Annotated in this window: 25 protein-coding genes and 2 other annotated features; of the genes, 24 read left to right on the top strand and 1 reads right to left on the bottom strand. The window is 42.7% G+C overall.

Translation table 11 applies throughout. The features are described from left to right. The first annotated feature begins 1 nt into the window (after position 1). The 7 genes from C6Y01_RS08145 to ysxE all read left to right on the top strand — a co-directional run bounded on the left by C6Y01_RS08145 (position 2) and on the right by ysxE (position 7,545). A complete protein-coding gene (locus C6Y01_RS08145) occupies positions 2 to 832 on the top strand; it encodes a cytochrome c biogenesis protein (RefSeq protein WP_034661681.1) in 831 nt (276 codons plus the stop codon). A 41-nt stretch (positions 833 to 873) separates the two neighbouring features. Next, positions 874 to 1,809 (top strand): hydroxymethylbilane synthase, encoded by a 936-nt coding sequence (gene hemC / locus C6Y01_RS08140; protein WP_034661679.1) that lies wholly within the window; start codon positions 874 to 876, stop codon positions 1,807 to 1,809. After that, positions 1,806 to 2,597 (top strand): uroporphyrinogen-III synthase, encoded by a 792-nt coding sequence (locus C6Y01_RS08135; protein ID WP_034661676.1) that lies wholly within the window; start codon positions 1,806 to 1,808, stop codon positions 2,595 to 2,597. The genes hemC and C6Y01_RS08135 overlap by 4 nt, the downstream gene beginning before the upstream one ends. Next, entirely contained in the window at positions 2,594 to 3,565 is a 972-nt protein-coding gene (gene hemB, locus C6Y01_RS08130; protein ID WP_034661673.1) for a porphobilinogen synthase, read from the top strand. Before C6Y01_RS08135 ends, hemB begins: the two co-directional genes overlap by 4 nt. 27 nt (positions 3,566 to 3,592) lie before the next feature. After that, the gene (gene hemL / locus C6Y01_RS08125; protein WP_106038030.1) at positions 3,593 to 4,885 is read left to right on the top strand and encodes a glutamate-1-semialdehyde 2,1-aminomutase; all 1,293 of its coding nucleotides are present in this window, start codon (positions 3,593 to 3,595) and stop codon (positions 4,883 to 4,885) included. 133 nt (positions 4,886 to 5,018) lie between these two features. Next, positions 5,019 to 6,476 carry a LysM peptidoglycan-binding domain-containing protein gene (locus C6Y01_RS08120; protein ID WP_095285525.1) on the top strand — a complete coding sequence of 486 codons (1,458 nt, stop codon included), beginning with the start codon at positions 5,019 to 5,021 and terminating at the stop codon, positions 6,474 to 6,476. Between the two features lie 37 nt (positions 6,477 to 6,513). After that, on the top strand, positions 6,514 to 7,545 hold the full coding sequence (gene ysxE, locus C6Y01_RS08115) for a spore coat protein YsxE (protein WP_095285524.1): 1,032 nt from the start codon (positions 6,514 to 6,516) through the stop codon (positions 7,543 to 7,545). A 44-nt stretch (positions 7,546 to 7,589) separates the two neighbouring features. Here ysxE and C6Y01_RS08110 read toward each other — a convergent pair whose 3' ends face one another. Then, complete coding sequence (locus C6Y01_RS08110) at positions 7,590 to 7,778, bottom strand: hypothetical protein (RefSeq protein ID WP_003216497.1); 189 nt, start codon at positions 7,776 to 7,778, stop codon at positions 7,590 to 7,592. 168 nt (positions 7,779 to 7,946) lie between these two features. After that, positions 7,947 to 8,176: a binding site (T-box leader), on the top strand. 59 nt (positions 8,177 to 8,235) lie between these two features. Between C6Y01_RS08110 and C6Y01_RS08105 the strand changes: the two genes are divergently transcribed. The 17 genes from C6Y01_RS08105 to C6Y01_RS08025 all read left to right on the top strand — a co-directional run bounded on the left by C6Y01_RS08105 (position 8,236) and on the right by C6Y01_RS08025 (position 23,592). Continuing rightward, positions 8,236 to 10,878, top strand: coding sequence for a valine--tRNA ligase (locus C6Y01_RS08105; RefSeq protein ID WP_106038029.1), 2,643 nt, complete (start codon positions 8,236 to 8,238; stop codon positions 10,876 to 10,878). Positions 10,879 to 10,943: 65 nt separating this feature from the next. Next, entirely contained in the window at positions 10,944 to 12,248 is a 1,305-nt protein-coding gene (locus tag C6Y01_RS08100) for a bifunctional folylpolyglutamate synthase/dihydrofolate synthase (protein WP_106038028.1), read from the top strand. A gap of 147 nt (positions 12,249 to 12,395) precedes the next feature. Further along, on the top strand, positions 12,396 to 13,115 hold the full coding sequence (locus C6Y01_RS08095) for a prepilin peptidase (protein WP_034661658.1): 720 nt from the start codon (positions 12,396 to 12,398) through the stop codon (positions 13,113 to 13,115). A gap of 168 nt (positions 13,116 to 13,283) precedes the next feature. Next, the gene (locus C6Y01_RS08090) at positions 13,284 to 14,303 is read left to right on the top strand and encodes an SPOR domain-containing protein (protein WP_034661655.1); all 1,020 of its coding nucleotides are present in this window, start codon (positions 13,284 to 13,286) and stop codon (positions 14,301 to 14,303) included. Between the two features lie 177 nt (positions 14,304 to 14,480). Next, the gene (locus tag C6Y01_RS08085) at positions 14,481 to 15,050 is read left to right on the top strand and encodes a Maf family protein (RefSeq protein WP_034661651.1); all 570 of its coding nucleotides are present in this window, start codon (positions 14,481 to 14,483) and stop codon (positions 15,048 to 15,050) included. A 48-nt stretch (positions 15,051 to 15,098) separates the two neighbouring features. Then, positions 15,099 to 15,773, top strand: coding sequence for a RadC family protein (gene radC, locus C6Y01_RS08080; RefSeq protein WP_034662037.1), 675 nt, complete (start codon positions 15,099 to 15,101; stop codon positions 15,771 to 15,773). A 90-nt stretch (positions 15,774 to 15,863) separates the two neighbouring features. Next, a complete protein-coding gene (locus tag C6Y01_RS08075) occupies positions 15,864 to 16,883 on the top strand; it encodes a rod shape-determining protein (protein ID WP_012010766.1) in 1,020 nt (339 codons plus the stop codon). A gap of 27 nt (positions 16,884 to 16,910) precedes the next feature. Beyond that, positions 16,911 to 17,810, top strand: a complete 900-nt coding sequence (gene mreC / locus C6Y01_RS08070; RefSeq protein ID WP_003216396.1) for a rod shape-determining protein MreC — start codon at positions 16,911 to 16,913, stop codon at positions 17,808 to 17,810. Next, complete coding sequence (gene mreD / locus C6Y01_RS08065; protein ID WP_034661648.1) at positions 17,807 to 18,325, top strand: rod shape-determining protein MreD; 519 nt, start codon at positions 17,807 to 17,809, stop codon at positions 18,323 to 18,325. Before mreC ends, mreD begins: the two co-directional genes overlap by 4 nt. 54 nt (positions 18,326 to 18,379) lie before the next feature. Continuing rightward, entirely contained in the window at positions 18,380 to 19,063 is a 684-nt protein-coding gene (gene minC / locus C6Y01_RS08060; protein WP_034661644.1) for a septum site-determining protein MinC, read from the top strand. 2 nt (positions 19,064 to 19,065) lie between these two features. Continuing rightward, entirely contained in the window at positions 19,066 to 19,869 is an 804-nt protein-coding gene (minD, locus tag C6Y01_RS08055; protein WP_003216504.1) for a septum site-determining protein MinD, read from the top strand. Positions 19,870 to 19,978: 109 nt separating this feature from the next. Then, entirely contained in the window at positions 19,979 to 20,770 is a 792-nt protein-coding gene (locus C6Y01_RS08050; RefSeq protein ID WP_034661641.1) for a M23 family metallopeptidase, read from the top strand. Beyond that, a complete protein-coding gene (locus C6Y01_RS08045) occupies positions 20,763 to 21,632 on the top strand; it encodes a M50 family metallopeptidase (RefSeq protein ID WP_106038027.1) in 870 nt (289 codons plus the stop codon). The genes C6Y01_RS08050 and C6Y01_RS08045 overlap by 8 nt, the downstream gene beginning before the upstream one ends. 66 nt (positions 21,633 to 21,698) lie before the next feature. After that, positions 21,699 to 21,771: a sequence feature (ribosomal protein L21 leader region), on the top strand. 12 nt (positions 21,772 to 21,783) lie between these two features. Continuing rightward, on the top strand, positions 21,784 to 22,092 hold the full coding sequence (rplU, locus tag C6Y01_RS08040; RefSeq protein WP_003216781.1) for a 50S ribosomal protein L21: 309 nt from the start codon (positions 21,784 to 21,786) through the stop codon (positions 22,090 to 22,092). A gap of 14 nt (positions 22,093 to 22,106) precedes the next feature. Further along, positions 22,107 to 22,445, top strand: a complete 339-nt coding sequence (locus C6Y01_RS08035) for a ribosomal-processing cysteine protease Prp (RefSeq protein WP_034661634.1) — start codon at positions 22,107 to 22,109, stop codon at positions 22,443 to 22,445. Between the two features lie 12 nt (positions 22,446 to 22,457). Next, positions 22,458 to 22,742 carry a 50S ribosomal protein L27 gene (gene rpmA / locus C6Y01_RS08030; protein WP_003216586.1) on the top strand — a complete coding sequence of 95 codons (285 nt, stop codon included), beginning with the start codon at positions 22,458 to 22,460 and terminating at the stop codon, positions 22,740 to 22,742. 256 nt (positions 22,743 to 22,998) lie between these two features. After that, positions 22,999 to 23,592 (top strand): sporulation initiation phosphotransferase B, encoded by a 594-nt coding sequence (locus C6Y01_RS08025; RefSeq protein ID WP_034661629.1) that lies wholly within the window; start codon positions 22,999 to 23,001, stop codon positions 23,590 to 23,592. Positions 23,593 to 23,600 lie beyond the last annotated feature (8 nt).

Below are 23,600 nucleotides of genomic sequence, written 5' to 3'. Positions count from 1 at the left end.
GATGATGGAATCCATTGTAGCGAGACTAGGCGAAGCGACGACCTTGATCTATGCTCTAAGTGTCTTGTTCTATTTCATAGATTTTCTTCAACACAACCGGAAGGCTGGAAAAATGGCTTTCTGGTTGCTTTCTATTGTCTGGCTGCTGCAAACAGTCTACATGTTCTATATTATGATGGAAACAGACCGATTCCCTGTGTTGAATGTAGCAGAGGGTTTATATTTTTATACGTGGGTGCTTGTGACACTTTCACTTGTTCTCACAAAAGTATTGCGTGTTGAATTTATTGTCTTTTTTACAAATGTCATCGGTTTTTCCATGATGGCGATTCACACCTTTACACCATCTGATCTCCACTCAGCAGAACTAACGGGGAAGCTGACGAGTGAACTGCTTGTGATTCATATTACGATGGCGATTTTATCATACGGTGCTTTTTCACTTTCATTTGCTTTCTCCCTTCTCTATCTCTTTCAATATCGTTTGCTGAAAAAGAAAAAATGGGGAAAATGGCTTCTGAGAATTGAAGATTTATCGAAGCTTGATCATATGGCGTACGTATTAAACATTATTGGTGTGCCAATGCTCTTGCTTAGTTTGATTCTTGGCATCATTTGGGCATATATTTCGTATGATACGTTGTACTGGACAGATGCAAAGGTGCTTGGTTCGTTTATTATGCTGTTTTTATACGGCTTTTACTTATATATCAGATTGGTGAGAAATATGCAGGGCAAAATCGTGGCACTGTGGAATGTCGGTTCATTCATTGTGCTGATGATCAATTATTTTCTGCTTGGTAGCTTATCAACCTTTCATTGGTTTCAATAAATAATGATGAGTCTTAAGGGCATTGTCGGGAGGAAGACGTATTGCGTACAATTAAAGTAGGTTCTAGAAGAAGTAAGCTTGCAATTACACAAACAAAATGGGTTATTCAAAAGCTGTCTGAACTAAACCCTTCTTATTCTTTTGAAATAAAAGAGATTGTGACAAAGGGTGATCAAATTTTAGATGTGACCTTATCAAAGGTTGGCGGAAAAGGACTGTTTGTCAAAGAAATTGAACAGGCGATGCTGAATCATGACATCGATATGGCGGTTCACAGTATGAAGGATATGCCGGCTGCTCTTCCTGAAGGTTTAGTCATTGGCTGTATTCCTGAGCGTGAAGATGTAAGGGACGCTCTTATTTCGAAGGATCATCTGCGTCTTCATGAACTGCCGAAGGGTGCTGTTGTGGGAACAAGCAGCTTACGGCGCAGTGCCCAGCTTCTTCAGGAAAGACCAGACCTTGAAATTAAATGGATTCGAGGAAACATTGATACAAGATTGGAAAAGCTGAAAAATGAAGAATATGATGCCATTATTCTAGCGGCTGCTGGGCTGTCCAGAATGGGATGGAGCAAAGAGGTTGTGTCGGAATTTTTATCTCCTGAGACTTGCCTGCCCGCCGTTGGCCAAGGCGCTTTGTCGATTGAGTGCCGCGGGGATGATGAAGAGCTATTGCAGCTCCTCGCTCAATTTACGAATGAATATACGAAGAAAACGGTTCTCGCTGAAAGAGCCTTCCTCAAACAAATGGATGGCAGCTGTCAGGTGCCGATCGCTGGCTATGCAACGATGAATGAGCGTGATGAAATTGAACTGACGGGTCTTGTGGCATCTGCTGACGGACACACGATTATTCGAGAAACTGTATCAGGCACTGACCCTGAGGCAATTGGGACAGCATGTGCGAAGCAGATGGCTGATAAGGGAGCAAAGGATTTAATCGACAAGGTGAAAAAGGATCTGTCCTCCCAATGACCATAGGCAAATCGCTTCACGGACAGACGGTGCTTGTCACTCGAAATGAACGTCAAGCGGGTGTGTTTCAGCAAAAGATTGAAGAGCTGAACGGCCATGCTGTTTTAACCTCTCTTATTAGGTTTGAGCCTACGCTCACAAAAGAAAAAGCGCAGGCCTTTTTAAAGGACTTAGAAAATAGCCAATGGCTTGTTTTCACGAGTGTGAATGGTGCGTCTTTTTTTCTGAGCTACATAAAGGACCATCATTTACATAAGAGTTTATCGCATTTGAAAGTGGCTGCTGTAGGTGAGAAAACCTCTGCCTATCTTGAGCAGCACGGCTTGAAGGTGGATGTGGTACCAGAACGATTCATAGCGGAAGAGCTCGCAGATGCGTTACTTGACCATGTGCGTCCAGGAGAGCGTGTGTTTGTAGCAAAAGGACACCTGTCTCGAGATGTCGTGAAGAAAACCCTCATTCCGCTTGGCATAGAAGTAAAGGAATGGATTTTATATGAAACCGTCAAGGATGAGGAAGGTATTGCCGCACTCAAAACGGCGATGACGAAGCAATCATTTGATTTTATTACATTTACGAGCTCATCCACTGTCCATTCATTTATGCATGCCATGGAGGCAGATGCAGCGAAGCTGGCTGCTTCTGGCACCTGTTTTGTGACGATCGGTCCTCTGACAAAAGAGGCACTGCTTCAATACGGGATTTCTTCTGAAACCCCAGATACTTATACGATAGACGGAATGCTTGAATTGATGTGCCGTTTATCTGAAAGGAAGTTGAACCAATGATGAAATTTAACAGACACCGCAGACTGCGGACAAGCGCAGGAATGAGAGAATTAGTCAGAGAAACCTTTTTAAGACCATCTGATTTCATTTATCCGATCTTTTTTGTAGAGGGAGAAAATGTCCGAAAAGAAGTCCCTTCAATGCCGGGTGTTTATCACATTTCAGTGGACCTTGTAAAAGAAGAAGTCCAAGAACTTGTCGACCTAGGCATCAAATCAATTATTGTATTTGGTGTTCCAGATCATAAAGACCATGTGGGCAGTGAGGCGTATCACGACCATGGCATTGTTCAAAGAGCGACGCTTGAGATCAAAAAGCATTTCCCAGAACTTGTGGTCATTGCAGACACTTGCTTATGCCAATATACAGATCATGGACATTGCGGCATCGTTGAAGATGGTGAAATTTTAAATGATGAATCTCTTCAGCTTTTAGCGAAAACAGCTGTTAGCCAAGCGCGCGCAGGTGCAGATATCATTGCTCCTTCCAATATGATGGATGGATTTGTTGTGGCCATTCGTGAGGCACTTGATGAAGCTGGCTTTATTCATGTACCTGTCATGTCATATGCTGTGAAATATGCAAGTGCTTTTTACGGCCCGTTTCGTGACGCGGCGCATAGCACACCGCAGTTTGGAGATCGTAAAACATACCAAATGGACCCTGCAAACCGTTTAGAGGCACTCAGAGAAGCGCAGTCTGATGTAGAAGAGGGGGCTGATTTCCTCATTGTCAAACCATCCCTTTCTTATTTAGATATTATGCGTGATGTCAAAAATGAATTTACACTCCCTGTTGTTGCTTACAATGTGAGCGGAGAATATGCAATGGTCAAAGCCGCTGCTCAAAATGGCTGGATTTCTGAAAAAGAGCTTGTTCTTGAAATGCTGACAAGCATGAAACGTGCAGGAGCAGAGCTCATCATTACGTATCATGCAAAAGATGCAGCCAAATGGCTCTCAGAATAAAGAACGGATAGACAGGAGGACGTTGAAATGGGACGTAGCTATGAAAAATCAAAGCAAGCATTTGAAGAAGCACAGCATTTAATGCCTGGTGGTGTCAACAGCCCTGTGCGTGCATTTAAATCAGTTAACACAGACCCGATTTTTATGGAACGAGGCAAAGGCGCCAAGATATATGATATTGATGGAAATGAATACATCGATTATGTCTTATCATGGGGACCGCTAATTTTAGGGCATACGAATGACCGTGTGGTTGAAAGTATTCAACGAGTTGCGGAACAGGGGACAAGCTTTGGTGCTTCCACGTTAGTTGAAAATGAATTAGCTAAGCTTGTATCAGAGCGAGTTCCTTCCATCGAAGTCATTCGTATGGTCAGCTCTGGTACAGAGGCGACCATGAGTGCACTTCGTCTAGCTCGCGGCTTTACAGGCAGAAATAAAATTGTGAAATTTGAAGGCTGCTATCATGGCCACGGCGATTCTTTGCTCATTAAAGCGGGTTCAGGTGTCGCAACGCTAGGGCTTCCAGATAGCCCAGGTGTACCTGAAGGGACTGCAAGCAACACGATCACAGTGCCGTACAATGATTTAGAGAGCATTCAAGTTGCTTTTCAGGAGTTTGGAGACGATATTGCAGGTGTCATTGTCGAGCCGGTTGCAGGAAATATGGGGGTTGTTCCTCCGCAAGAAGGTTTCTTACAAGGGCTGAGAGACATCACGGAGCAATACGGAGCTTTACTCATTTTTGATGAGGTCATGACTGGCTTCCGTGTGGATTATCACTGCGCGCAAGGCTATTTTGGCATCACACCTGATCTGACGTGCCTTGGTAAAGTGATCGGAGGCGGTCTCCCGGTCGGTGCTTATGGCGGAAGAGCGGATATCATGAGACAAATTGCACCAAGCGGTCCAATTTATCAAGCAGGAACGTTATCTGGTAACCCTCTTGCGATGACAGCAGGCTTAGAAACCTTAAAACAGCTGACACCTGAGTCTTATGAAGAGTTTAGACGAAAAGGAGACCGGCTGGAAGAAGGCATTTCAAAAGCGGCGAAAGTACACGGAATTCCATTAACGTTTAACCGTGCGGGTTCGATGATTGGATTCTTCTTTACAAATGAAGAAGTGGTCAATTATGACAAAGCAAAAACCGCTGATCTCGCTTTATTCGCTGAATTTTACAAGGAAATGGCGGATCACGGCATCTTCCTTCCTCCTTCTCAATTCGAAGGACTGTTCCTGTCAACAGCTCATACAGATGAAGACATCGAATATACGATTGAGACAGTGGAAAAGGTATTTCAAAAACTGCGTCGATAAACGAAAGCCGGTATGGGGACATATCGGCTTTTTTGTGTTGCTGAAAACCAATCATATTTTCACTGCCTCTCACATACATCTGTATTGACATCTAATTTTATTTTGAAGGATTAGATGAAAGGAGGACACCGACTTGTCTCAAAACAATCGATTACAGTTTTCGGTAGAAGAATCCATTTATTTCAAAAGCGGACAGGAAGTCAGTGAGCTGCTGTCAATTTCTCTCGATCCTGACATTCTCGTTCAAGAAGTGAATGATTATGTTTCGATTAGAGGTTCACTCGAGCTAACAGGAGAATACAACATAAATCAAGAGGAGCTATTGGGTGAATTGAGTTCCTATGCATCATACAGGGAAGCTGATGAGGTGAAGGTAAGAGTAGACGGAACGGCGGAGCTTCTGCATCAATTCCCGGTCGATATCACCATCCCTAAGAATAAAATCAGTCATTTAAATGATGTGTTTGTGTTTATTGATGCGTTTGATTACCAGCTGACAGAAAATCGTTTGCTCACCATTCAAGCTGATCTGGCGATTGAGGGTCTATTAGACGAGAAAATGCCTCAAGCGCCTGTAGAGGAGCCGTATGAATTTGTCCATCGTCCTCAAGAAGAATATGGCGATGTGACCTACGATTATCAGCTGCAGCCAGAGCATGAGGAACAAGAAGAGCTGCAAGGCAATGAACGTGAGGTCTATGAGGAACAGGCTGTATTACAGCATGATACACGCGCCGAGCAAGAAGAACAGGAAGAAGAACGGGAAGAAGAAATTGAGATAGAGCTGGTGAGTAGGGAAGAAGAGGGAGAAACCGAAGAACTTGAAGAATCGGAAGAACTGGAGGAAACGGAGAGCCAAGAATATGAGGAACAGGCTGTATTACAGCATGACACACGCGCCGAGAAAGAAGAACAGCAAGAAGAACAGGAAGAAGAAATTGAGATAGAGCTGGTGAGTAGGGAAGAAGAGGGAGAAACCGAAGAACCGGAAGAATCGGAAGAACTGGAGGAAACGGAGAGCCAAGAAGAAGTGGCGCTTGGTTATCGCTCCTTACCTGAAGATCAGGTGCAAGAACCACCATTTTTTGAACCGCCTAAGCTCTTAGAAGAAGAGAAGCGGGAAGATACGTTCTTTGAGGTGGAAGTGAGAAAAGATCCGGAAGCAGCCGAAGAGCTGGAAGAAACGGTTCAGCCGTATCCAATATTTGAATCACCCACTTACCACGTAGAAGAGGAGCAAGAGGAACAGGAACAGGATGATACAAACCAGCTCGGACGGTTATATGAACGAGAAGCACCAAAAGTATATGAGTCAGCTCAAGAAGAAGAGGAGCCTGAATATGACGAGAGAGAAACGTCTGGCAGTGAGAACTCTCTTTATTTAACAAAGCTATTTGCTAAGCAGGAGGAGGAAGATTTTTCTCGCATGAAAATATGTATAGTTCAGCAAGAAGATACGGTCGATCTTATTTGTGAGCGATATCAGTTGAATGTGCAGCAGCTCCTTCGCACAAACTCATTATCGGTTGATGCGGAGCTTGAAGAAGGGCAGATTCTTTATATTCCTGAATATCAAAAAAGCAATGCATAACAAGCGATGACCGACCGAGAAAATGTGGTGAGTGAACGTGGATGAAATCCAGTCTATCCTATACGAATACGGGCTTGAGGCGGAATACATTGAACCTGTCAGTCCTGCTGTCGTCAAAGTATATACAAAGCAGGGCGTATTTGCCCTAAAGCGAGTAAAAGCCAGTCGACATATGCAGTTTACAGAGCAAATGCTTGAACTAGAATCAAAGGGCTATCGCTCTTTTGTGCCGATTTATCGGACGAAGAGCGGTTCTTTTTTCTCAAGTCATCGAGAAAGCCAGTACGCATACTATCTCATGCCGTGGCTGACGAATGAAAAGAGAGAAGAGCAGGACGATAAACATGAATATTTATTTCAAGAGATTGCAAGACTTCATAAGCGGACTGAAGTGATGATGGATATCACAGAGCAAGAGATAGAAGCGCACTACACACAAATTAAGACCAAATGGGAAACAGAGAAAGACATGTATGAACGATTCATAGAGCGGGCAGAGCAGACTTGGTATATGTCACCATTTGAGCTGGCTGCTGCGATGTATTTTTCAGAGGCGATGTCTGCCAGCGAATTTGCGCTTGAACGATTAGAAGATTGGCATGAAGAAATGAAAGATCAAGAGACAACACGTGTTGTGTTAAATCATGGGCAGCTGTCGATTCATCACTTTTTGTATAATGATGTGGGCACAGGACATTTCACCAATTTTGAGCGGTCTAAAAAAGCCGCCCCCATTTATGACCTTCTGACCTTTTACTTTCGGACATTCAAAACTTATCCCACGTCTTGTCCTGAATGCACTTCCTTGTTTTATACGTACCAAAAAGGAAATCCTCTTCGGGAGGAAGAGCTGCATTTGTTTCTTAGTTACCTTGCTTATCCGCAAGGTCTGTTTGATACAGTAAAAGCCTATGAAGCAGGCGGACAGGATGAAATGGAAAGCTGTCAGCGGCTGTTAAGAGCGTATTGGCAGATGAAAAATTCAGAGCCGATCGTCATGAAGATTCATGAGATTGAGCAGGCTAGACGGCTTGAAGAAGAACAAAGTGCCTCGTCATCAGCGGAATGACGAGGTTATTTTGTGTTCATATTGGCCGTTACATAAGCGCGAGTTTAAAACCAATCAAGGTGAAAGGCGCAGGCGAGAAAAATCAGAATACCTAGGATGAGGACGTCAAATGTCGTGGGGAAAATGATCGTACGAAATCCTTGAAATATCGCAATCGGGAGAACGACTTGGGAGGCCACTGCCCGAATTTGTCTCAGCCAGGGGGGAAGTGTGTAAGGATTGATCTTCTTCAAAGCAAACGCCCTCCTTCTTCATTTTGTTATTATCATATGGGTAATAGGGCAAAGGGTGCCTGCTCAATTTGTATAAAGAAGAAGAAAAGCGGAAAAGATGATTGACGAAAACAAAAGGCATTTAGTAATATAAATAAAAGATGAGTATGTGCTGATGAACGTGATATATCGTAAGCGTGGATCAGGAAGAGTACGAGCAAGACCCTAAAGAGAGGGGGACCATGAGCTGAAAGGTTTCCTAGGATGTACTTGTTTGGAAGGTCGCCTGTGAGCTTAATTTCTTGAATGAACAAGTAGAGAAATTCGGGAGAACCCCGTTATCCTTTAGAGTGTATGGGACACGTCTATGTGTTCCATGAAAAAAGGTGGTACCGCGAAAAAGCTTTTTCGTCCTTTTATAAGGATGGAAAGGCTTTTTTTATGTTTCATCAGCCGAAAAAATGTGGAGGTTACACAAATGGGAACAAATAATCAAGAAATGCCAACAAAGTACGATCCAAATGCGATTGAAAAAGACCGCTATACGTACTGGCTTGAAGGGAAATTCTTCGAAGCACAAAATGACAAAACGAAAGATCCATATACAGTCGTCATTCCTCCACCAAACGTGACAGGAAAACTGCACCTTGGGCATGCATGGGATTCTACACTTCAAGACATCGTAACACGTATGAAACGGATGCAGGGCTATGATGTTCTATGGCTTCCAGGAATGGACCATGCTGGTATTGCTACTCAAGCAAAGGTAGAGGCGAAGCTTCGCGAAGAAGGCGTGAGCCGTTATGACCTTGGCCGGGAGAAATTTGTGGAAGAAACGTGGAAATGGAAAGAAGAATATGCGGACTTTATTCGCAGCCAGTGGGCGAAAATGGGACTTGGTCTTGATTATTCACGTGAACGTTTTACATTAGATGAAGGTCTGAATAAAGCGGTACGCCAAGTGTTTGTCCAATTGTATGAAAAAGGACTTATCTATCGCGGAGAGTACATCATTAACTGGGATCCAGCGACGAAAACGGCACTTTCTGATATTGAAGTCATTTATAAAGATGTTCAAGGTGCGTTTTATCACTTGAGATACCCGCTTTCAGATGGCACGGGTTCAATTGAAATTGCGACGACAAGACCTGAAACCATGCTTGGGGATACAGCCGTTGCCGTGCACCCTGATGACGAACGCTATCAGCATTTGATTGGAAAAACAGTGGTCTTACCAATTACAGGCCGAGAGATTCCAATCGTTGGTGATGACTATGTCGATATGGAGTTTGGTTCAGGAGCTGTGAAAATTACACCTGCCCATGACCCGAATGACTTTGAGCTTGGAAACCGCCATGAGCTAGAGCGTATTCTTGTCATGAATGAAGATGGCACAATGAATGCAAATGCATTGCAATACAAAGGAATGGACCGCTTCGAATGCCGTAAACAGCTTGTGAAAGATTTACAAGAAGAGGGTATTTTGTTCAAAATTGAGGACCACATGCATTCAGTTGGTCATAGTGAGCGAAGCGGAGCTGTCGTTGAGCCTTATTTATCTACTCAATGGTTTGTAAAAATGCAGCCGCTGGCAGACGAAGCCATCAACCTTCAAAATGGGAACGACCAAGTTCAATTTGTTCCAGACCGCTTTGAAAAGACGTATTTACACTGGATGGAAAATATCCGTGACTGGTGTATTTCTCGTCAGCTATGGTGGGGACACCGCATTCCGGCTTGGTATCATAAAGAAACGAAAGAAGTATATGTTGGACTGGAAGCGCCAGAAGATCTGGAGAACTGGGAACAGGATAACGATGTGCTTGATACATGGTTTAGTTCAGCGCTTTGGCCTTTCTCTACAATGGGCTGGCCGGATGCAGACAGTGAAGACTTCAAGCGCTACTATCCAACAAACCTGCTGGTCACAGGCTATGACATCATTTTCTTCTGGGTCTCTCGCATGATCTTCCAGGGTCTTGAATTCACAGGAGAAAAACCGTTCAAAGACGTTCTGATTCATGGGCTCATCCGCGACGAACAAGGACGTAAAATGAGTAAGTCGCTCGGCAACGGAATTGATCCAATGGAGGTCATTGATCAATACGGTGCAGATTCATTAAGATATTTCTTAGCGACTGGAAGCTCACCAGGTCAGGATCTTCGCTTTAGCTTTGAAAAGGTTGAATCTACTTGGAACTTTGCGAACAAAATTTGGAACGCATCGCGTTTTGCTTTAATGAACATGGATGGCTTAACGTATGATGAACTTGATTTGACTGGAGAAAAATCAGTCGCTGACCAATGGATTTTAACCCGCTTAAATGAAACGATTGAAAGTGTCACACAGCTAGCTGACAAGTATGAATTCGGTGAAGTGGGCAGACATTTATACAACTTCATTTGGGATGATTTCTGTGATTGGTACATTGAGATGGCGAAGCTTCCACTTTATGGTGAAGATGAAGCAGCGAAGAAAACGACTCGTTCGATCCTTGCGTACGTATTAGATCAAACGATGAGACTTCTTCATCCGTTTATGCCGTTCTTAACAGAAGAAATCTGGCAGCATCTTCCGCATGAAGGTGAGTCCATTACTGTAGCAGCTTGGCCTGAGGTGAAGCCGGAGCTTTCAAATGATCAAGCTTCTGCTGACATGAAACTGCTTGTTGAACTCATTCGCTCTGTTCGTAACATCCGCAGTGAAGTAAACACACCAATGAGCAAACAAGTCGAACTTTACATCAAAGCATCCACATCTGATGTACAAGAACGTTTAGAGAAGAATCGTTCATATATTGAGCGCTTCACGAACCCAAGTGTTCTTGAAATTGGCACAGATGTCCCAGCTAGTGATAAAGCGATGACGGCTGTTATTTCTGGAGCAGAGCTCATTCTGCCGCTTGAAGGCTTAATTAACTTAGATGAGGAAATTGCTCGTCTGCAAAAAGAGCTTGATAAGCTGACAAAAGAAGTAGAACGCGTCCAGAAAAAGCTTGGCAACGAAGGCTTTATGAAAAAAGCACCTGAAAGTGTCGTAGAAGAAGAGCGTGCGAAAGAACGTGACTATGTCGCAAAACGCGAAGCTGTTCAAAAGCGCATTGAAGAGCTGAAAGCATAAGGTTGAAAAGACGGCTCCTAACAAAATGGAGTCGTCTTTTTTGAAAATTTCGGATGAAATGAGAGATGACATTGTTTACAACCTATCATGAAGCCATTGGGTGGATTCACAGTAGACTGGCCTTTGGTGTAAAACCGGGTCTTGAAAGAATGAAATGGCTGATGAACAGACTAGGCCATCCGGAACAACGCATAAAAGCGGTGCATGTTGCAGGTACAAATGGAAAAGGTTCAACGATTGCGTTTACTCGTTCCGTTTTACAGGCTGCAGGCTATTCGGTCGGAACCTTCACCTCTCCGTTTATTTTAACGTTCAATGAACGAATCAGCGTGAACGGAGCGCCTATACAGGATGAAGAATGGCTGAGTTTGGTGAATAAGGTCAAGCCTTTTGTTGATGAATTAGATCAAACAGAGCTTGGAGCAGCAACAGAATTTGAAATCATTACCGCATGTGCATTTGCTTATTTTGCCGATGTGCACCAAGTAGACTTTGTTCTATTAGAGACAGGGCTTGGTGGAAGACTTGATTCAACAAATGTTGCCGTACCTATTTTAACAGCGATTACGTCAATTGGTCATGATCATATGGCAATTTTAGGTGACAAACTTGAACAGATTGCATCTGAAAAAGCGGGCATTATCAAAGAGGGTATCCCGATGATCACTGCTGTTCATCAACCGGAAGCACTTGCGGTCATTCAAAACATCGCAAAAGAAAAGAATGCGGAATGCATCTCATTACAGGATACTTGTACCTTCAGTCATCAGCAGCCAACTGAAACAGGCGAACGGTTTACGTTACACACATCAAAAAGGCAGTATCCGCAGCTTGAAACAGGGTTGATCGGAACGCATCAACGGCAAAATGCTTCTCTTGCCGTTCTACTCATTGAATGGCTGGAGCAAGAAGGCTATATCAGCGTGACAGAAGAGCAGATGTATGAAGGCATTCGGCAGGCAGTGTGGGCTGGAAGATTTGAAAAGGTCAAAGATCATCCACCAGTTTATTTAGACGGCGCTCATAATGAAGAAGGAATCGACCGTTTAATTGAAACCGTACAAGCCCATTTTTCTAGTAAACAAGTGCATGTCTGTTTTAGTGCTTTAAAAGATAAGCCGTACAAGCAAATGATTCAAAAGCTTGAAGCTGTTAGTTCATCTATTCATTTTGTTTCGTTTGACTTTCCAAGAGCTGAATCAGCTGAGAAACTTTATGCGTGCAGTCAGTTAGAGGCAAAATCATATGATGATGACCCTCGTGCAGCGCTTGAATGGATTCAGAAAAAGAGTGATGATCCTTCAGCGGTGATCCTTGTGACAGGCTCTCTTTATTTTATTTCAGATATACGAAATCGTATGATCGGGTAACGAAAAGACGCAAATGGCTTTGATGCCTCCTGCGTCTTTTTCTTTTTATATGTAGTAAAGGGGGAAAATCATATTTTCACTAGATGCTTTAGTGGATAGGGTCATGGTAAAATCCGGTCTATCTTATTCCCGGAAGGAGCACCATATATGATTGAGATTTTTCTGTTTATTGCAGGCATCACGATGGGTTCGTTCTTTCATCTCGTTGGCGAAAGGCTGCCGGTGAAGCGGTCTATTCTCTTCCCTCGCTCTCACTGCATAGCCTGTAAACAGCCGCTTTCTCTATACGAGATGATCCCGATAGTTTCGTATGCTTTCTTGAGGGGGGCCTGTAAACATTGCGGCACTCGGTTGTCTAGGTTATATCCAATGGTTGAGCTGCTGTCAGGCGGTCTTTTTTTGTTCATTTATAGAATCGCTGGTTTTTCGTTTGAAGGTCTTTTCCTTGTGATTCTTTGTAGTTTATTCGTGATTGCTGTCGTGAGTGATCTTCTCTATATGAAGGTGCCAAACGAGCTGTTTCTCTTCTTTTTCCCTCTTTTCGTCATATACCGCACGCTGGAACCGCTTCTTATCTGGTGGGAAGGAGCGGCTTCTCTGATTTTTTGCATTCTTTTGTTTTCTAGTCTAGATTATTTTAAGCCAAATAGCATGGGCGGAGCTGATATGAAGCTGTTCAGTTTGCTTGCGTTTTGCTTTGGCTTCAAGCCGTTCCTCCTCATGCTTTTTCTCTCATGTATCGCTGGAATGGTCTATGCGAAGGTCTTTTCCTTTCAATTAGACGAGCCATTCCCCTTTGTTCCTGCGATCGCTTTTTCTTTTTGGCTGTATCTCTTTGAGGCTCATGTCTTGTTTCTATTTGACTAGTCGAAGGGATGAAAAAATTGGCGAACACTTTTTTGCCCTGCCGACAAAAGTCTTGTTCTTTTTTTTTACTGCTATGTTAAAGTGTGAAACAGAAAGAAGGACGGGTTAAATTCGCGCTGATTCATTGGACAGAAAGGTCTTTCTTACAAACATGTCAGAAAGCGGGGAATGACAGTGAAAAAGAGGCAGGCAAAAAAACAAGGGCTCAAGGTCAATATTAATGGCAAGGAAGAAATGCTGCATGAAGATGATCATCAGCCGCCAAAACAGCAGGAAGATCAAGTGACGTTTTCGAATTGGGAGGAAAAGAGGCAGTCGGAACAGGAGACAGCGGCTTCTCAGGAAGATTCGTCTAAACCGAAAGAAGAAGATTTCCAGTGGGATGATGCAGCTGATCATATTTATCATTCTGATCCAAAGGTCGTCACGCCTTATCAAAAGAAAAAAGGCTCCTTTGATCAGAAGTTTGGTAAAAACCGCGGCCCCTTCAAGAGAGTGATGACAACGATTGTGTTTGCGGTGGTTCTTGGGACAGGCCTTGGGGTGTTTGCGCTTAGTTTAAGTCAAGATGGTACACCAAGTCCATCAGGTGGAGATATCAGTGTCTCGGCATCTGGATCTGGAAATCAATCATCGATGAAAGCCGGCGGGGATGCGCCGAAAGCAGATACTACGGATGAATCAAAAGAGAACAACGATGAAAAAAGTGCCTCTGGCAGTTTGTCAACCTTTGTTGTACAGGCTGGGAAATTTTCCTCTGAAAAAGGAGCAGATGACTTAGTTGGAAACTTAAAAGATGCAGGATATGCGGGGAAAAAGGTCTCAATGGATGATGGATATTATGTCATTGCTGGGCTTGCGACAGAGCAGGGAATGACAAGCGCTGTAGGGAAGAAGCTGATCGATCAGCACTTTGAGGCGTGGGGAGGAAAGGAGCTCTCATTTCAAGTACCGGATGAGCTGACTAGTTTAATAGAAAAGGCATCTGTATTATCCTCTAAAGTGATTGCCGGCGATGAAGTGGATCAAAAGGAAGTCACGCAGCTGATTTCTGAGCTTGAAAGTGCCAAAACAGCGGACGCATCGGCTAAAAGCAGTTTGCTAAAAGCTGTGCAGCTATTAAATGACCCAACTGCTGAAAACGGCTGGAAATCTCAGCAGGCACTGCTTGATCAATTAAATACGTAAAATCATTTTTTTAGAAACGAAACTAGTCAAAAAATGACTAGTTTTTTTCTTTTACATCCAACATAATGATGAAGGTACATGAAAAATGAATTTTCGTAGATTGTCGGTAAGATGTACATTTGCTAGGATGAATGGGTATCTTACTTCTTAGGCTAAACCCTGAAAGGATGAACAAACATGAACCAATTGATTCTCGCATCTCAATCACCTAGAAGAAAAGAATTGCTTGATCTAGCAGGGTTTTCTTATGATATTCAAGCAAGTCATTTAAAAGAAGAAATAAATCGAAACCTTTCTCCTGCTGAGAACGTCCAATGGTTGGCAGAACAAAAAGCAAATGATATTCAAAGATTAAATCCTAAAGCTGTGATCATTGGTGCAGATACAATTGTTGCAATTGACGGCAAATGTCTTGGGAAACCAAAAGATAAGAAAGAAGCGGCTTTCATGCTTCAATTATTATCAGGAAAGACACATCAAGTCTTGACGGGTGTCACGGTTCAGTCAGAGAATAGAAAAGAAACATTTTATGAACAGACAGAAGTGACATTTTGGACGCTGACTCAAAATGAAATAGATCGCTATATCAATACGGGCGAGCCCCTTGATAAAGCGGGAAGTTATGGCATTCAAGGGAAAGGCGCACTGTTTGTTCAAAAAATAGATGGTGATTATTTTTCCGTTGTAGGTCTACCTATTGCGAAAACAGTCAGAGTGCTTGAAACCTTTGGAATCACCCCTTTTTGAAGACAGGAAGGAATTCTAAAAGGAGTGGTCATCCTGAACGATTTCCCTATGCTGCTAAAGCATTTCCCTCATGATGAAAAACCGAGAGAACGATTTATCAAATACGGGCCCAGCAGTTTGTCAAATCATGAACTTGTTGCGATCCTTCTAAGAACAGGCACAAAAAAAGAATCAGTTCTCCAAATTTCTGCAAGACTTCTGCAAACATTTGGCGGTCTTCGCTCTGTAAAAGAAGCCTCAATTGAAGAAATGTCGAAGATCCGAGGAGTTGGAAAGGCGAAGGCGATTTCTCTTTTAGCTGCTTTAGAACTCGGCACTAGATTACACCATCAAACGACGGATAACCGCTATGTGATCCGCACACCAGAAGACGGAGCGAACTTTGTGATGGAAGATATGAGATTTTTGACACAGGAAAATTTCGTTTGTCTTTATCTCAATACCAAAAATCAAGTTCTTCATAAACATACCGTGTTTATTGGAAGCCTGAATTCATCGATCGTTCACCCGCGTGAAATTTTCAAAGAGGCCTTTAAACGTTCGGCGGCCTCATTTATATGTGTGCACAACCATCCATCTGGAGATCCGACGCCCAGCAGGGAAGATATTGAAGTTACACAGCGACTTTTTGAATGTGGAAAGCTGATTGGAATCCAGCTGCTTGATCATCTTGTCATAGGTGATCAAAAATTTGTGAGTTTGAAGGAAAAAGGGTATTTGTAACACTTTTTTTTTCAATGTTTTACGATATAATAGAGTTTATGAGTTTTTCCCTAAAGGGAATTTTGGTTTAAGAAAGGAAGATACATACATATGTTTGGAATTGGTACAAAAGACCTTGGAATAGATCTTGGAACAGCGAATACGCTTGTTTTTATTAAAGGAAAAGGCATTGTTGTAAGAGAACCTTCGGTCGTAGCTTTGGAAACTGATACGAAGTCTATAGTGGCGGTCGGAAATGACGCTAGAAACATGATTGGCCGTACACCTGGTAATGTTGTGGCACTACGCCCGATGAAAGACGGAGTCATTGCAGATTACGAGACGACAGCAACAATGATGAAATATTACATTAATCAAGCATTAAAAGGCAAAGGGCTTTTTGCTCGTAAACCTTACGTGATGGTATGTGTACCATCTGGTATTACAGCTGTAGAAGAGCGTGCAGTCATTGATGCAACAAGACAAGCTGGTGCACGTGACGCATACCCGATTGAAGAGCCATTTGCTGCGGCGATCGGTGCTAACCTGCCTGTATGGGAGCCAACAGGAAGTATGGTTGTAGACATTGGCGGCGGTACAACAGAGGTAGCTATTATTTCTCTTGGCGGCATTGTGACCTCACAGTCGATCCGCGTGGCAGGAGATGAAATGGATGATGCGATCAGCAGCTACATCCGTAAAACGTATAACCTGATGATCGGTGACCGTACGTCAGAAGCCATTAAAATGGAAATCGGTTCTGCACAGCCTGATGTACATGATGAGATGGATATTCGCGGCCGTGACCTTTTAACAGGTCTCCCAAAAACGATCTCTATTACGGCAGATGAGATTGCAAAAGCGCTTCGCGATACGGTGGAAACAATTGTCGATGCGGTGAAAATGACACTTGAAAAAACCCCGCCTGAGCTGGCAGCAGATATTATGGACCGCGGAATCGTTTTAACAGGCGGCGGTGCATTGCTGCGTAATCTTGACAAAGTCATTAGTGATGAAACGAAGATGCCAGTCATTATTGCTGAAGACCCGCTTGACTGTGTGGCAATCGGTACAGGAAAAGCACTAGAGCACATTCATTTGTTCAAAGGAAAATCTAAAGATAATCGATAATCGGGCGTAAATAAAGAGGTGTAAGACATGCCGCAGTTTTTTATGAATAAAAGATTAATGTTGCTCCTTGTCTGTGTCATCGTACTGGTGGCCATGATTGGTTTTTCAGTGAAAAGCGGCAGAGGTGCTTCATGGCCGGAAAAATTAGTGGGGGATACGACAGGCTTTTTTCAAGGTGTCTTTCATAAACCATCACAATTTATTGCCGGTATTTATGGGAACGTACAAGATTTAAAGAACACATATGATGAAAACGAGCGTCTTCGAAAAAAACTTGATGGACAAACTCAATATGAGGCGAAACTTCAAGAACTAGAAGATGAGAACAAAAAGCTTCGCAAGCAGCTCGGATATGTGAACTCTATTCGTGATTATACGCCAATTCTATCAACGGTTATCGCGAGAAACCCGTCCCTTTGGGATAGCTTTGTGATGATTGATAAAGGGAAAAAACAAGGCGTTGACAAAGATATGGCGGTCACAAATGAGAGTGGTGCGTTAATTGGGAAAATTGAAAGTGATAAGCTCAACAATTTTACTTCAACTGTAAGGTTGCTAAGCTCTACGGACCAAAATAATAGAATTTCAACGAAAATTTTTGCGAAAAAGGGCAAAGAAGAACTCAACGGAATTATTAACGGTTATGACAGTAAGAAAAAAATGCTGACAATGAATATTCTGAAATCTGATGCAGATGGAGATGTCAAAAAAGGAGATCTTGTTGAAACATCTGGAGCAGGGGGCGTATTCCCGCAAGGCTTGACGATTGGTAAGGTGAGTGAAATCGAGCCAGATCATTACGGCCTGACAAAAATCATTTATGTAGAACCAGCGGCTGAACTCAACAATTTAGACCGCGTGATTGTGGTGAATCGCAGCTCAAGTACGGCAGATGCATCTGAATTGACGAAGGAGGAAGGCTCGTGAGACGTGTCCTTCTTGCTTTCGTCATGTTGTTTATCTTCGTATTTGACAGTATTTTTGTCGATCTAGTGAAGCTCCCATTTGTTTCAGACAATCAAATTTTAGCTCCTCATTTCATCTTACTCGCACTTGTATTTATGACTGCTTTTGTGAATCAAAAATATGGTGTGATTTTCGGTTTTATCTTTGGACTTTTATATGATATTTCGTATACAGGCATACTTGGTGTTCATATGTTTGGCTTTGGAGCGCTCTGCTATTTGCTAGCGAAAGCCTTTAAAGTTCTGCAAACGAATATGCTAGTGGTCGTCTTTCTGTCAATTATTGCTGTTTCCGTGATGGAGTTTTATGTATACGGCGTTCAAGCGACAATTCAACCAGGGATTATGCCGTTTAATACGTATGTCATCGAACGCTTTATTCCAACGATTCTTTTAAATACTGCTGCGTCTCTCATACTTGTTGTGCCGCTTAGGCTCTTTTTCATCAATATGAAACAAGGACTGATCGACGAATAAAAGCAGGAGTTTGTCCAATTACGGCGAAATGAGTATGTTGTTGAGGTGAGCATCTTGAAAACTCAAAAACAGCAATATGTGACGATAAAAGGTACAAAAAACGGATTAACATTACAGTTAAATGATGACTGTTCGTTTGATGACCTTCTTTCTGGCTTGCGAGAGGTTCTTTTACTTGAGCAATATACAGATGGTAGAGAAGGGCATAAGGTTAATGTGCATATTAAGCTTGGTTTTCGGTATTTAACAGAGGATCAGGAAATGCGTTTGACTGAAGCGGTCTCTGAAAATGAACATCTCGTCATTCACTCCATTGAAAGTGACGTCATGTCAACTGAAGAGGCGAGACGATTAAAAGCAGAGGCCGAAATTACCTCTGTAGCCAAAATTGTGCGCTCTGGACAGGTGCTGTATGTCGAAGGAGATCTCTTATTAATAGGAGATGTCAATCCTGGCGGAACGATTCGTGCAGGGGGAAATATTTTTGTGCTCGGCGCTTTAAAAGGCGTGGCACATGCTGGATGTAATGGGAATAAACAAGCTGTCATTGCGGCATCTCGTATGATTCCAACACAGCTTCGCATCGCACAAGTGTTTAACCGTGCACCAGATCAAAAAGAAGATGGAAACGAAATGGAATGTGCTTATTTAGATATAGATGGCAACATGATCATTGAACGCCTGCAGCAATTGGCTCATATAAGACCTAATCTGACAAGGCTTGAGGGAGGAATGTGAAATTGGGCGAGGCTATTGTGATTACCTCAGGAAAAGGCGGCGTTGGCAAAACAACAACATCTGCAAACTTAGGCACAGCACTAGCAATTCAAGGGAAAAAAGTGTGTCTAGTGGATACCGATATTGGCCTTCGGAATCTAGATGTCGTGATGGGGCTTGAGAACCGCATTATTTATGATCTAGTCGATGTAGTAGAAGGAAGATGTAAAATTCACCAAGCGCTTGTAAAAGATAAGCGTTTCGAGGATCTTTTGTATCTTTTACCCGCTGCTCAAACAAGCGATAAAACGGCTGTAGAGCCGGAGCAGATCAAAGAATTAATTCAATCATTGAAACAAGACTTTGATTATGTCGTTATTGATTGCCCTGCTGGAATTGAGCAAGGCTTTAAAAATGCTGTATCAGGTGCAGATAAGGCAATTGTCGTGACGACGCCTGAGATCTCAGCTGTGAGAGATGCTGACCGTATCATCGGCTTGTTAGAACAAGAAGATATCGAACCACCTCGTTTGATTGTCAACCGTATTCGTACACACATGGCGAAAAGTGGCGATTCAATGGATGTGGATGAAGTTGTACATCACTTATCGATTGATCTTCTTGGCATTGTCGCAGATGATGATGACGTGATTAAGGCTTCAAACAATGGTGAACCGATTGTCATGGATGCTAAAAACAAAGTATCGATTGCGTATCGTAATATCGCCCGCCGTGTACTAGGCGAATCTGTTCCGCTTCAATCATTTGAAGATGAAAACAAAGGAATGTTTGCGAAGCTGAAAGCATTTTTTGGTGTAAGAGCATAAGCATTCAAGTAAGATGAGACCGATTCAATGAGAATCGGTCTTTTTGTTGCATATCAGATGAGGTCGTCACATAAAATGTACAAACTGTTTGTATGTAAAGGGTGATCTCATGAAAAGAGTGGACGAGTACCGAAAGAAAATTGCGCAGCGCCGCAAAACGAAGCAGCCAGCTGCTCCACCTAAGAAGACGACTTTCAAGAAAAAAGAAGATATCCCTCCATGGGTCATGCTGACAGAGGAAGAAAAGCATTCAGGGTCGTCTTCCTTTGAGTCGTCGTCTCACCAGCCGAAGAAATATCGGCATCCGTTATTTAACCCCAATGCTTTTGTGCTTAAATGTTTATTATCTGCGTCCCTTGTGTTGATTGCAGCCATTTCATTTAAAGGTCAGGCAGGGCCGTTTCAGCAGCTGAAGCCGATCATTACGCAGACCTTTGAGCAAGATTTTCAATTTGCTGCTGCCAATCACTGGTTTGAGAAAACAGTTGGAAACCCCCTTGCCTTTTTAACCGACAAAAAGGCAGACCAAAAAGATGTACAAGCGAACCAAGAACTGGCTGTACCTGCTTCTGGAAAAGTGCAGGAATCCTTTACGCAAAATGGAGCAGGTGTCAAAGTCGAAACATCGGCTGAAGCGATTGATAGTATGAAGGAAGGCTATGTAGTAGAAGTGAAAAAGAAAAGTGACACAGGGCTTACAGTGGTCGTGCAGCATGCGGATAACAGCTATAGCTGGTACGGTCAATTAAAGGAAGCCGATGTGGCCTTATACGATTTTGTCGATAAGGGTGAGAAAATTGGCCAGATCTCACTTGATGATCAAGGAAAGGGCACATATTACTTTGCCATTAAGCAAAATGAACAGTTTATCGATCCTATTCAGGTGATGACCTTTGAATAGATGGCTGGTCATGCTGACGAAAATTCACATTCATCCGCTGCTGTGGATTGTGATGGCGTTTGCGATTCTCTCTGGTCAAATCAAGCCGCTGCTTTGTCTGCTCATCATCGTCTTTGTCCATGAGCTTGGACATGCAGCGGCTGCTTGCTATTATCATTGGCGCATTCGGCGGATTTTTTTACTGCCATTTGGCGGAGCGGTAGAAGTAGAAGAGCATGGGAATCGTCCGCTAAAGGAAGAGCTGGCGGTCATTTTATGCGGGCCGCTCCAGCATGTACCGCTCCAGCTTATGGCATGGCTTTTCATGGAAACTTCTCTTATTTCGCACGACATTTTTACGATGTTCACTTTTTATAATATGGCGATTTTTCTTGTGAATCTTTTGCCTATTTGGCCGCTTGATGGCGGGAAATTATTCTTTTTGCTCTTATCAGCATATTACCCTTTCCAACGTGCACATGCCCTTGCCATAAAAGGCTCCCTTGTCTTTTTCGGTCTATTGACAGGCGGATTACTTTTGTTTGCGCCTCTGCAATTCAACGGCTGGGTGCTGCTCACTTTTTTAGCCTATTCACTCGTAATGGAGCACCGGCAGCGGCATTACGTCAGGGTCCGCTTTTTACTAGAACGCTATTACGGTAAAAAAGAGCAAAAGGTAGAAAAGCTTATTCCGCTGAGAGCGAGCGCTGAGGAAAAAGTATATGAAGTCATGGCGCGATTCCAAAGAGGCTGTAAGCATCCGATTATTATTGAAAGAGATGGCGTGAAAATGAGCCAGCTTGACGAAAATGAACTGCTCCATGCGTATTTTTCAGATCGAAGAACCAACTCCTCAATGGAAGAGCTCCTTTTGCCGTACTAGTGATGAAAATACGTTGACATTCTGCTTCTAATTTGATATATTTTTTAATGTTATGGATATGTAGCACCCGTGCTACAACCGCGCGAAGCAGGTGTAAAGAGCCTAAGGCCCCCTGTATTCGGCGAGTCTGAGTTTATTAGGAGGTGCAGAGATGTACGCAATTATCGAAACTGGTGGTAAACAAGTAAAAGTTGAAGAAGGTCAAACTGTTTATGTTGAAAAACTAGCTGCTGAAGCAGGTGAAACAGTAACTTTCGAAAACGTATTGTTTGTCGGCGGAGACACTGTCAAAGTGGGTAACCCTTCAGTTGCTGGAGCAACAGTAACGGCTAAAGTTGAAAAACAAGGTCGCGGTAAGAAAATTACTGTGTTCAAGTACAAACCGAAGAAAAACAACCACAAGAAACAAGGTCATCGTCAACCTTACACTAAAGTTGTTATCGAAAAAATCAACGCTTAAGGCGTGTGAGTGATATGATCAAAGCAACCATTACTCGGTCGGCAGCAGATGAAAGCATTACGTCTTTTCAGATGACTGGACATGCCGAGTTTGCTGAAAAAGGTCAGGATCTCGTTTGTGCAGGTGTATCTGCTGTTGTTTTCGGCTCAGTCAATTCAATTATTGCACTGACAGGAATGGATCCACTGCTCGATATTGGTGAAGAAGGCGGCTATTTCTCTTTTGAATTGCCAGCTGATACAGATCCAGTATCCTTTGAAAAAGCCCAGCTGCTTTTAGAAGGCATGGTCGTTTCCTTAGAGACAATCGAACGAGATTATCACGATTATGTGAGAATATCTACAAAAAAATAGGAGGTGAACTTCATGCTTAGATTAGATCTTCAATTTTTCGCATCTAAAAAAGGGGTAGGTTCTACAAAGAACGGACGTGACTCTGAGTCTAAACGTTTAGGCGCTAAACGTGCTGATGGTCAATTCGTAACTGGTGGTTCTATCCTTTATCGTCAACGTGGAACGAAAATCTATCCAGGTGAAAACGTTGGACGCGGAGGCGACGACACTCTTTTCGCTAAAATCGACGGAACAGTTAAATTCGAACGTTTCGGTCGTGACCGTAAAAAAGTGAGCGTATATCCTGCGGCACAATAATTGCTAAAAACTCCGGTCATTGACTGGAGTTTTTTTCACTTTTTACACGTAGTATCGAAGATGATAAAAGAAGATGCACTCCATAAATATCAAAGAACTTTTGCTGACTTTGCCTCATTTTCTCCTATAGATCAGAAAAAACAACCTTTCCTCACATAACTAGTGTTTTTCTATGCTGTCTTCTCTGTTATAATTCAGGGAGACATAGTGATGATAAGACTCCTAAAAGAGAGACCAAACGATTGGGAGTGCGATAATGGAAGAGATACCAAGTAAACAAAACGAAAAATTAACTCACGTTGCATTAACAAATGAATTGATCTATCTGCTCAGTCGTTCAAGACACGACTGGATGAATAAATTGCAGCTGATCAAGGGCAACTTGACATTAGAAAAATATGACCGGGTGTTTGAAATTATAGAAGAAATGGTCATTGAAGCACAGCATGAATCCAAACTCTCAAATTTAAAAATTCCCCAATTGGCCTATTACTTTCTAACATTTAATTGGGAGTCGCATTTTATCACCCTAGAATATGAAGTGCTTGGTGAAACCCGAGACTTATCAGCATATGAATCGCAGCTGCTAACGGTATCACAGGAGTTGTTTTCGATATTCGATCAATCAGTTTGCCAAAAAACTGAAAATCATTTAACGGTCACGTTCCAAACAGATCAAGAAGAGAATGATGTGGTCTTATATTTTGATTTCAAAGGAAAATTAACAAGTTTGGATGCGTTAAATGCGTTTCATGACGCAAACTATCCATGTATGAGTGTAGCTCAATTTCATGTGACAAGTCATGAGTCCATGATTGAGCTTTGTTTGAGGCAAGAACGAGATATGTGATGCAGAGA

Origin of the sequence: Bacillus sp. NMCC46 (assembly GCF_002998465.1) — a bacterium.
Taxonomy (GTDB): Bacteria; Bacillota; Bacilli; order Bacillales; family Bacillaceae; genus Bacillus.
Note: the sequence above shows the minus strand (reverse complement) of the source record. Positions and strands in the feature narration are given on the sequence as shown.